Origin of the sequence: Nocardioides sp. (assembly GCF_050699375.1) — a bacterium.
Taxonomy (GTDB): domain Bacteria; phylum Actinomycetota; class Actinomycetes; order Propionibacteriales; family Nocardioidaceae; genus Nocardioides.
Map to the genome: position 1 here is coordinate 1 of NZ_JBOHDN010000258.1, position 9,902 is coordinate 9,902.

Below are 9,902 nucleotides of genomic sequence, written 5' to 3' on the forward strand. Positions count from 1 at the left end.
CTGGTCGACGTCTTCCAGGGGCTCGCCGGGAAGGTCTCTTGACGAGCCCGCCGCTTGGCGCCTTCTCAGCCTCTCCTGGGAGGATGGGCGGGTGAATGAGCAGCGACCACGCGATGTGGCGATCCTCGGCTCGACCGGGTCCATCGGAACCCAGGCGCTCGATCTGGTGCGGGCCAACCCGGACCGGTTCCGGGTCGTCGCGTTGACGGCGGGCGGATCCAACAAGGAGCTCTTCGAGGCGCAGGTGGCCGAGTTCGCGCCGAAGATCTCGGGGCTGGGGGAGGAGGCTTCCGTGGAGGCGGCCGCCCAGCCCGCCGACGTCGTGCTCAACGGGATCACCGGCGCCGTCGGGCTCCGCCCGACGCTGGCCGCGCTGGAGGCGGGGAACACGCTCGCGCTGGCCAACAAGGAGTCGCTGATCATCGGCGGGCCGCTGGTCAAGCGGGTGGTCTCGACGAGCTCGACCTCCGGCGGAACGATCGTCCCGGTCGACTCCGAGCACTCCGCGATCGCCCAGTCGCTGCGCGCCGGTCGCGCCGACGAGGTACGCAAGCTGGTGCTGACCGCCTCCGGCGGCCCGTTCCGCGGCCGCTCCCGCGACGAGCTCGCCCAGGTCACCCCGGCCCAGGCGCTCAAGCACCCCAACTTCGCGATGGGACGGGTGATCACGACCAACTCCGCCACCCTGGTCAACAAGGGCCTCGAGGTCATCGAGGCCCACCTGCTCTTCGACGTGCCCTTCGACCGGATCGAGGTCGTGGTGCACCCGCAGCAGTACATCCACTCGATGGTCGAGTTCACCGACGGCGCCGTGGTCGCCCAGCTGGGGCTGCCGACGATGCTGGTGCCGATCTCGATGGGGATGGCCTGGCCCGAGCGGGTGCCGGACGCAGAGACGCCGATCGACTGGACCAAGGCCGCCGACTGGCGCTTCGAGCCGCTCGACGACTCTGCCTTTCCTGCGGTGCGCCTCGCCCGCGAGGCCGGCACCCGGGCAGGCACCCACCCCGCGGTCTACAACGCGGCCAACGAGGTCTGCGTGGACGCCTTCCACGAGGGCCGGATCCCGTTCCCCGGCATCGTGGACACGATTGCGGAGGTGATGGCAGCCCACAGCGGCGTACGCTCTGAAAGCACCCTCTCCATCGAGGATGTGCTCGCCGCCGACGCCTGGGCGCGCGAGGAGACCACCCGGATCTTGGAGACCCGTTCATGAGCTACCTGCTCTATACGTTGGCCGTTATCGGCTTCGTCGTAGCGATCCTGGTCTCGATCGGGCTCCACGAGCTCGGCCACATGATTCCGGCGAAGGCGTTCGGCGGGAAGGTGACGCAGTACTTCATCGGCTTCGGGCCGACGGTGTGGTCCAAGCAGATCGGCGAGACGGAGTACGGCCTCAAGGCGATCCCGCTCGGTGGCTACGTCAAGATCGTCGGGATGCTGCCGCCCGGCGCCGACCAGCTGGGCGAGCGCACGGATGACGGCGCGCTGAAGGTGCGCAAGTCCAACACCGGCATGTTCACCCAGCTGATCAGCGACGCCCGCTCGGCCGAGTGGGAGCTGATCCGACCCGAGGACGAGCCGCGGCTCTTCTACAAGATGACGTGGTGGAAGAAGGTCATCGTGATGGCCGGCGGTCCGTCGGTGAACATTCTGATCGCGTTCTTCGTCCTCTGGGGCGTCTACGGCATCTACGGGGTCCGCGAGCCCGTCGTCAACGAGGGGCACCCGGTCGTCTCGAGCCTGCAGGAGTGCCTGCTGAGCTGGGAGGACCAGGGCCGCGAGTGTAAGAAGAGCGACAAGCCGACCCCGGCCCACGACGCGGGCCTGAGGCCCGGCGACGAGCTGATCTCGTTCAACGGCACCGAGCTGACCTCCTGGACGGTCGCCCAGGAGCTGATCCGCGACAACATGGACCGTGCGGCCACGATCGTCATCGAGCGCGACGGCGAGCAGAAGACGCTGAAGACCAACACGGTCGTGCAGGAGCGGGTCAAGGACGTCAACGACACCAGCGCCGACCCGGAGACGGCGAAGGTCGGCTTCTTCGGGATGTCTCCCGAGTCGCACGTGGTGACGACCAAGGAGGGTCCGGTCTACGCGCTGACCGAGATGGGCGAGATGGCGAAGAATGCCGTCCACGCACTGGTGCGGCTCCCGGTCAAGGTCTGGCACGTCGCCCTGGCGATCGTCGGCATCGAGGAGCGTGACCCCAACGGCCCGGTGAGCATCGTCGGCGGCGGCCGCATCGCCGGCGAGATCGCCTCCCACGAGGGCCTCGACGTCGCCGAGAAGGTCTCCAGCTTCGCGTTCCTGGTCGGTGGCTTCAACCTCTTCATCGGCATCTTCAACTTCGTTCCTCTCCTCCCGCTCGACGGCGGTCACATCGCGACGGCGCTGTGGGAGGGCGTACGCCGTGCCTTCGCCAAGGTCTTCCGACGGCCCGACCCGGGACATGCCGACCCGGCCAAGCTGCTGCCGGTGGCGTACGTCGTCGCCTCGGCGCTGCTGGTGATGGGTGTTGTCCTGATCGTCGCCGACCTCGTCGTCCCACTTCATCTCCAAGCCTGACCCGCCCGTAAGATTGGTAGACATGACGTCGATCCCCCTCGGTATGCCGGAGGCACCCGCCCCCGTGCTCGCCCCTCGTCGCAAGACCCGCCAGATCAAGGTCGGCTCGGTGGGCGTGGGCAGCGAGAGCCCCGTCTCTGTGCAGTCGATGACGACCACGGTCACCGCCGACGTGAACTCGACCCTGCAGCAGATCGCCGAGCTGACCGCCTCCGGCTGTGACATCGTCCGCGTCGCCTGCCCGAGCACCGACGACGCCGAGGCGCTCCCGGCGATCGCGCAGAAGTCACAGATCCCGGTGATCGCCGACATCCACTTCCAGCCGAAGTACGTCTTCGCAGCCATCGAGGCGGGTTGCGCCGCGGTCCGGGTCAACCCGGGCAACATCCGTAAGTTCGACGACCAGGTCAAGGAGATCGCCGCGGCCGCCAAGGACCACGGCACCTCGATCCGCATCGGCGTCAACGCCGGCTCGCTCGACAAGCGGCTCATGGAGAAGTACGGCAAGGCCACCCCCGAGGCGCTGGTCGAGTCGGCGATGTGGGAGGCGAGCCTCTTCGAGGAGCACGGCTTCCACGACTTCAAGATCTCGGTCAAGCACAACGACCCGGTCGTGATGGTGCGTGCCTACGAGCTGCTCGCCGAGTCCGGCGACTGGCCGCTGCACCTCGGCGTCACCGAGGCCGGCCCGGCTTTCCAGGGCACGATCAAGTCCTCGGTCGCCTTCGGCTCACTTCTGTCCAAGGGCATCGGCGACACGATCCGGGTCTCCCTGAGCGCGCCGCCGGTCGAGGAGGTCAAGGTCGGGCTGCAGATCCTGGAGTCGCTCAACCTCCGTCCGCGCCGCCTCGAGATCGTCTCCTGCCCCTCGTGCGGGCGTGCGCAGGTCGACGTCTACAAGCTCGCCGACGAGGTCACCGCCGGGCTCGACGGCCTCGAGGTGCCGCTGCGGGTCGCGGTCATGGGCTGCGTCGTCAACGGCCCCGGCGAGGCCCGCGAGGCCGACCTCGGCGTCGCCTCCGGCAACGGCAAGGGCCAGATCTTCGTCAAGGGCGAGGTCATCAAGACCGTCCCCGAGGCGGCCATCGTCGAGACCCTGATCGAGGAGGCGATGAAGATCGCCGAGGGCATGGAGCCCGTCGATGGCGGCGGCGCGCAGGTCCGAGCCTTGCCCTGAGCTTGCGAAGGGCAAACGCGAGGAGGTCGAGCGAGCGTGCGGCTGAGCTTGCGAAGCCGCAACCGCGGGTCGAGACCCAGTCAGCGACCGCCACAGAACGCAGGAAGCCCGGTCCTCAGTAGGACCGGGCTTCTGTCTTCTGCTTCGAGACGTCCCCCTGCGTACGTCTCGAAGGTCTTGTCGGTCTCACCAGCTCATCAGCCTGGAGACCAGGCCGAGAAACCCGAGATGGAGCAGTGCCCCGACCGGGTCGTTGGCGATCAGGTGGCCCCAGGCGAGCGCCGCCTGACCCATCTGGGTCCCGAGAGCCGCGGGGAGGCCGTCCAGACCTCCGTGGGTCCACAGGTGGACCGCGACGAACCGGAGACCCGGCACGACGAGGAACAGGACGAGGGCGGCCTTGACGGGGAGGATCCACGGCAGCGACGCGCTGCCGGTGGAGCTCAGGTTGCCGCTCCGCACCCAGCGGGATCCGCTGCTGCCGTTGAAGCGGACCTTGGTGCGGCCTGCCGCGGTGGCGACGACGACACCGCGCTTGCCGGATCGGACGCCGCCATGGGCCCGGACGACATCGCCGGGACGGCTGAAGCCGGTCATGACTGCGCTCCTTCCGTGAGTACGAAGGACACGGACGAGGTGCCGGCGGAGGCCTGGCACGTGGGCGGCTCGGCGCTGAGCAGCTGGTTGAAGCCGAACACGACAAGAAGCGTGACGGCGAAGGTGGCGATGCTGAACTTGTGGTTCCTCATGGTCATCTCCTTCAGCGGTGTGGCCCTGTGGGTAGGTGCCTTGCGCTGTCCCGGTGGGACATCTCCAAGGTGGCGGAGGCCGCATCTGTCTCGCCAGAGGGCGGGTGGGAGTGGGGACGAAGTAAAGACAGTCCGTGGGAAGATGAGACATTTCTGGGACAGAACTGGGACACCTGCGAGATACTCGCAGCCGCGTCCGCGACGACTCGGCGAGGGGAAATGACCGACGAATCTCTCTCACCAGAGCAGTTCAACGGCGAATTGCGGGCCTGGATCCGGCAGGTGACCGGAAAAGCTGACGGCGGCGCCGGTGTGGCCATGGCCAGGAGCACCTTCTACCGGCGTACGTCCGGGACGAAGCTGATGCCGCTCGACGAGCTCATCCGGGTGGTCGGCGGTGCGGTGCCGCGCACCCTCGACCCGGCCCACCGGGGCGCGTGGATCCGGAAGAACACCGACATCTGGCAGTCGAAGTGGTGGAAGGCGTACGCCTGGCGGGGTCAGGAGGCCGAGCCGCCGGGGCCTGTCCTGGAGGCCGCGCCGACCGCGGCACCCGCGTCAGTCACCAGCTCGCGCCTGACCTTCCCGCGGGCGCGCGTGGCGGCGCTGAGCGGCCTGGCGACCGACGGCGCGACGATCCCGCTCCTCGACGCGCTCGGCCGGTGGCTCGAGCATCCTGGGTCGAACCTCTTCTTCCTCACCGGCCCGTCGGGCTCGGGCAAGACGATCGAGATCAGGGACTGGACCGCCTCGCAGGAGCAGGTGCGCTACATCAGCCTGCGCGACGGCGCGGTCGACTACGGCGACCTGGTCGGCGAGGACCGCTCTCCGATCATTATCGACGACTTCGACCTGATCTCCTCCAGTGCTGAGGAGCACGGCGTCACCCGCCCCGACCTGAGCGAGCTGCGGTCCGCCTTCGGTCGCGGCGGGCGCTTCGTCGTGATCAGCAAGCGCAACCTGCAGACCGAGCGTGACGAGCTCGCCGAGCAGCTGCGCAGCCCCGCACGCCTGGAGGACCTCGGGGTCGAGGCTGCCGTCGTCGTACGTGTCGAGCCGATCTCGCCGGTGGACGTGCGCGCCCTGGGCGAGGAGCGCGGCGGCGACGAGCGGCTGAGCAACCTGGCCGCCGAGATGGAGCGCGGCGGCGGGTTCTTCCCCGCGACCCCGATGGTCCTCAAGCAGCTCTACGCCTCCCTCGAGGAGGGCGCCGCGGCTCCCCGGACCCAGTGGGACGGCTACACCGTCCACCTCAAGCACGTCTGCGGGCAGCCCTGGGACCGCAAGAGTTCACGCATCCCCAGCCGGGTGCGGTTCCAGACCTACCGCGACATCGCCTGGGACCTGTTCACCGGGATGGACGAGCCCAGCAACCAGGAGCAGGACCTGATGCCGGTCCCGCGCGTCTCGGAGTGGCTCTTCGCCAACCTGCAGCGCGACCTCGACATCACGAGGCAACGGGACTTCCTGACGTACGAATGGATCGCCGACCTGCTCGACCACTCCGAGGTCTTCGGCGTGACGGGCCGGACGAAGGACTCGGTCGAGTCGGCGGAGTTCGGCCACGAGACCTTCTACCAGTACTTCGTCGCCGAGGGGATCCGCGACCGGCTGCGCGACGGGCACGGGATGGCGCTCGACGGAGCCCGGTTCGCCGACATGCACATGGGGCCGTTGGTGATGACGTTCCTGAAGGCAGGGTTCCGGCCGGGCGATCTCGACGCGGTGGCCAGGCTGAGCGTGCGGGAGAGCCTGTCCTGGATGGACCGGCTGATCTGTCTCTACCTGACCGAGGAGCGCGAGGACTACGGCGAGCTTCTCGACCAGGCACCCGAGCGCTACTGGGACGAGCTGGAGTTCGTGCTGGAGGCGTTCCGGTCGCTGTTCCTGCGGAAGGCGGCGATGTTCCAGCTGATCCTGCGGGGCCGGGTGCCGGTCGACGGCTATCTCGAGATCCTGGACCGGGAGGAGGACCCCGGCGCCGTCGCCCGGGAGCGCGACGTGCTCGGCTGGGGCACCGACATCACCGAGGCACTGGTCCATCGGCTGAACCACCCGGTCCTGGCCCCGGCGATTCCGATTACCGCGTACCGGCTGGGGCAAATGGGTGATATCACTTGCCTGAGCCATCTCGAACGGCTCACTGGTCTGCCGCCCGCCCACGAGGATGTGGTGAGGGCTGCGATCCACCGGATCAAGGAGCGCCATGAGCACAGCGACTGAGTCAGCGCCGGTCCTCGTCCTCGGGGCGACGGGCGACCTCGGCAGCGCCGTCGCGCGCCGGCTCAGCGCCCAGGGCACGCCCGTGATCCTGCACGCCTACAGCCGCACGACCGAGCTGGCCTATCTTGCCGACGAGACGGGTGCCGTCGGCCGGGTGGAGGGCGATCTGACCGCTGAGGACGGGATCGAGGCGCTCAGCCGGACGCTGGCGGACTTCGAGACCCTCTCCGGGCTCATCAACTGCTCCGGCATCAACCCGACGCCCGACACGGTGGCCGAGATCGACCAGTCCGAGTGGCAGCTGACCCTCGACGTCAACCTGACCTCGGCGTGGCGCACCGCCTCGATCGCGCTTCCGAAGCTGCGAGCCGCCGGGTCCGGGGCGCTCGTCCTGGTCAGCTCGGTCTTCGGCATCCGTACGCCGTCGCGACGAGCTGCCTACGGAGTCTCCAAGCACGCGCTGACCGGGCTCGCCCAAGCCATCGCGCAGGAGGAGGAGGGGATCGTCCGGGCCAACGTGGTCGCCCCGGGTCCGATGTGGAGCGAGTCGTCGCGGCAGGTCTTCGTCAAGCATGCCCGCAAGGAGGGGGTCACGGTCGACGAGTACATCTCCTACCGTGCGGCGCGCATCCCCGGGCACCGTTTCGTCACCGCGGACGCGGTCGCGAAGGTCTGCGTCTTCCTCGCCTCGGACGTCGCCGGCGCCATCAACGGCCAGTGCATCGTCGCCGATGGCGGAGAGTATTAGAGGGTTACAGCCGAGGATCGGACCGGCCGGTTCGGGCGGGCCGGACCGCTGTTGTGCGAACGAAAACCGCACGACACGAAGAAATGACGTACGTCCGGCAAAAGGCTGCTTACTCTTGGCCCATCCCGCGGACCAATGTCTGCGCGTCCCTCACGTCTTAGGCCCTCAGAGACTGGCAGATCAACGTATGACGTCCTTCTGGCTTGCCATCGATCATTCCGACGATGCGAAGTTTCACACCCCCGACGGAACCGACATCCGGTCCGAGATCCTCGAGCTGATCGCCGAGTCTCCCGGGTGGGGGATCGTCGTCCGACCCGACCACGATCGCCTCCGCATCCCCGGCGACGCGGTGTGCGTCGGGCTGCCGGACATCCACGAGGTCGCCGAGCTCCGCCCGCCCGACGGGGGCTCCGGCGTGGTGAAGGTGGGCTTCCACCATCCCGAGGACGGCTGCTCGCGAGCGGCCACCGCGATCCTGGGCGAGCTGCGGCACTACGACCGGGTGTTCCTCGAGCCCTACTGCGACTCGAGCGACTGTCTGGCTCAGCTGGCCGGCACGGCCACTTCGCTGGGTCCGCAGGACGTCGTCCTCAAGGTGCGGGTCAACGAGGACGGCCTCGATGTCGTCAAGCGGGCCGAGATCGGCGCCACCGCATGGGTGGCTCGCTCGGACGGGATGAGCTGGGCGGACTACTCCGCGCGCCTTCCCACGGCTCGCGACCTCGGCGCGGTGGGGGTGATGGTCGGCCGAGCGATCTGGGGCGACACGGTGGGTCTTGCCGCGGACGCCCGACGTGGGTCGATCCTCGACCGGATGGAAGCGATCACGCGCACCTTCTGAGGACGGCGCAGATCCGATCCGCGAGCCGCTCGGCGACGTACGACCAGATTGGGTCTAGTGGTCTGAGCCGATAGTTCGTCCCGGGTCCGTCGTCAGGGTGCGTGCTGGGCAAGGCGCCCCTGCGATGGCATACCGGGGTCTTTCGAGCGGGGACAACGCAGCCCAGTGCGTGCCATGGCGGCGGGCCCGGGACGAAATTGAGGCGATGACCACTAGGCTCGTTGACATGCTCACGACGCGCCAGGGGATCCGCCCGTTGCACGCGGGTGATCTCGGCGCGTTCCTGGACCTGACCGGCCAGGATCCGGTGGTGAACGTCTTCGCGGAATACCGCGCGCGCACCACCAACCTCGAGCCGCGCTGGCTCGGGGGTGAGATCTGGGGACGCTGGGACGGTGGCGACCTGGTCGCCGCCTGCCACGTCGGTGCGAACCTGGTCCCCATCCAGGCCACCGAGGAGGACGCGTTCGCCTTCGGTGAGCGAGCCCGCAACCGCGTGCGCACCGTCTCGACGGTCGTCGGGAAGCAGACCGCGGTGCGGGCGATGTGGACCTCGATCGGCGATGCCTGGGGGAGCCCGCGCGAGCAGCGCTGGGAGCAGCCTCATCTCGAGCAGCAGCTGCAGAGCCTGGTCGACCCCGACCCGTTCGTACGCCGCACGACCCGTGCCGACCTGGAGGCCCTCTATCCGGCGTGCGTCGCGATGTACACCGAGGAGGTCGGGATCTCACCCGAGAGCGGCGGCGGCCGTGACCTCTACCGCGCCCGGGTGCTCCAGCTGATCTCGCGCGGCTGGTCCTTCGCGCGCTTCGAGGACGACGAGGTCGTCTTCAAGGCCGAGGTCGCCTGCGCGACCCCCGACGCCGCCCAGATCCAGGGTGTCTGGGTGCCGGCGCACCGCCGCGGCGAGGGGCTCGCTGCCCGTGGCATGGCCGCGGTCTGCGACATCGTCCGCGCTGAGATCGCGCCTCGGATCTCTCTCTACGTCAACGACTGGAACACGCCCGCTCGGAGGGCGTACGAGCGGGCCGGCTTCCTGGAGACGGCTCGCTTCTCCACGATCATGTTCTGAGCCTGCCCGGGCCTGGCCACAACACACCTGTAACCGGTTCGCGGCAGCGGTCGCGCGCGCCGTACGCTTGCCCGCATGATCGCCCGTATGTCGACCCTGTTCGTGCGGACCCTCCGTGAGGATCCCGCCGAAGCCGAGGTCGCGAGCCACAAGCTGCTTGTCCGTGCCGGCTACATCCGCCGTGCCGCTCCGGGGATCTACTCATGGCTGCCGCTGGGACTGCGCGTGCTCGGTAAGGTCGAGCAGATCATCCGCGAGGAGATGGCCGCGATCGGCTCCCAGGAGGTGCACTTCCCGGCGCTGCTGCCGCGCGAGCCCTACGAGGCGACCAACCGCTGGACGGAGTACGGCGACGGCATCTTCCGGCTCAAGGACCGCAAGGGGGCCGACTACCTGCTCGGGCCCACGCACGAGGAGATGTTCACGCTCCTGGTCAAGGACCTCTACGGCTCCTACAAGGACCTGCCGCTCTCGCTCTACCAGATCCAGACGAAGTACCGCGACGAGGCGCGTCCCCG

10 protein-coding genes are annotated in these 9,902 nt (G+C 68.7%); 8 read left to right on the forward strand and 2 right to left on the reverse strand.

The window, feature by feature from the left end; genetic code table 11:
• Positions 1 to 91: 91 nt before the first annotated feature.
• The 3 genes from dxr to ispG are packed head-to-tail and all read left to right on the forward strand — an operon-like array spanning position 92 to position 3,748.
• Positions 92 to 1,216: a 1-deoxy-D-xylulose-5-phosphate reductoisomerase gene (gene dxr / locus ACRDPS_RS18880; RefSeq protein WP_431503202.1), complete on the forward strand. Its 1,125-nt coding sequence runs from the start codon at positions 92 to 94 to the stop codon at positions 1,214 to 1,216.
• Entirely contained in the window at positions 1,213 to 2,571 is a 1,359-nt protein-coding gene (locus tag ACRDPS_RS18885) for a M50 family metallopeptidase (protein ID WP_431503203.1), read from the forward strand. The genes dxr and ACRDPS_RS18885 overlap by 4 nt, the downstream gene beginning before the upstream one ends.
• 22 nt (positions 2,572 to 2,593) lie before the next feature.
• Entirely contained in the window at positions 2,594 to 3,748 is a 1,155-nt protein-coding gene (ispG, locus tag ACRDPS_RS18890) for a flavodoxin-dependent (E)-4-hydroxy-3-methylbut-2-enyl-diphosphate synthase (protein ID WP_431503204.1), read from the forward strand.
• A 186-nt stretch (positions 3,749 to 3,934) separates the two neighbouring features.
• On the opposite strand, the gene ACRDPS_RS18895 is transcribed toward ispG, so the two are convergent.
• Positions 3,935 to 4,345: a hypothetical protein gene (locus ACRDPS_RS18895; RefSeq protein ID WP_431503205.1), complete on the reverse strand. Its 411-nt coding sequence runs from the start codon at positions 4,343 to 4,345 to the stop codon at positions 3,935 to 3,937.
• Positions 4,342 to 4,497: a hypothetical protein gene (locus tag ACRDPS_RS18900; RefSeq protein ID WP_431503206.1), complete on the reverse strand. Its 156-nt coding sequence runs from the start codon at positions 4,495 to 4,497 to the stop codon at positions 4,342 to 4,344. The genes ACRDPS_RS18895 and ACRDPS_RS18900 overlap by 4 nt, the downstream gene beginning before the upstream one ends.
• A 282-nt stretch (positions 4,498 to 4,779) precedes the next feature.
• Between ACRDPS_RS18900 and ACRDPS_RS18905 the strand changes: the two genes are divergently transcribed.
• The 5 genes from ACRDPS_RS18905 to ACRDPS_RS18925 form a co-directional block, all read left to right on the forward strand.
• On the forward strand, positions 4,780 to 6,720 hold the full coding sequence (locus tag ACRDPS_RS18905; RefSeq protein WP_431503207.1) for a hypothetical protein: 1,941 nt from the start codon (positions 4,780 to 4,782) through the stop codon (positions 6,718 to 6,720).
• Positions 6,704 to 7,468 carry an SDR family NAD(P)-dependent oxidoreductase gene (locus ACRDPS_RS18910; protein WP_431503208.1) on the forward strand — a complete coding sequence of 255 codons (765 nt, stop codon included), beginning with the start codon at positions 6,704 to 6,706 and terminating at the stop codon, positions 7,466 to 7,468. The genes ACRDPS_RS18905 and ACRDPS_RS18910 overlap by 17 nt, the downstream gene beginning before the upstream one ends.
• A gap of 187 nt (positions 7,469 to 7,655) precedes the next feature.
• Positions 7,656 to 8,312, forward strand: a complete 657-nt coding sequence (locus tag ACRDPS_RS18915) for a hypothetical protein (protein WP_431503209.1) — start codon at positions 7,656 to 7,658, stop codon at positions 8,310 to 8,312.
• Between the two features lie 226 nt (positions 8,313 to 8,538).
• Positions 8,539 to 9,384, forward strand: coding sequence for a GNAT family N-acetyltransferase (locus ACRDPS_RS18920; protein WP_431503210.1), 846 nt, complete (start codon positions 8,539 to 8,541; stop codon positions 9,382 to 9,384).
• 75 nt (positions 9,385 to 9,459) lie between these two features.
• Positions 9,460 to 9,902 (forward strand): aminoacyl--tRNA ligase-related protein (locus ACRDPS_RS18925; protein ID WP_431503211.1); only part of this gene is annotated, 443 nt, incomplete at its 3' end.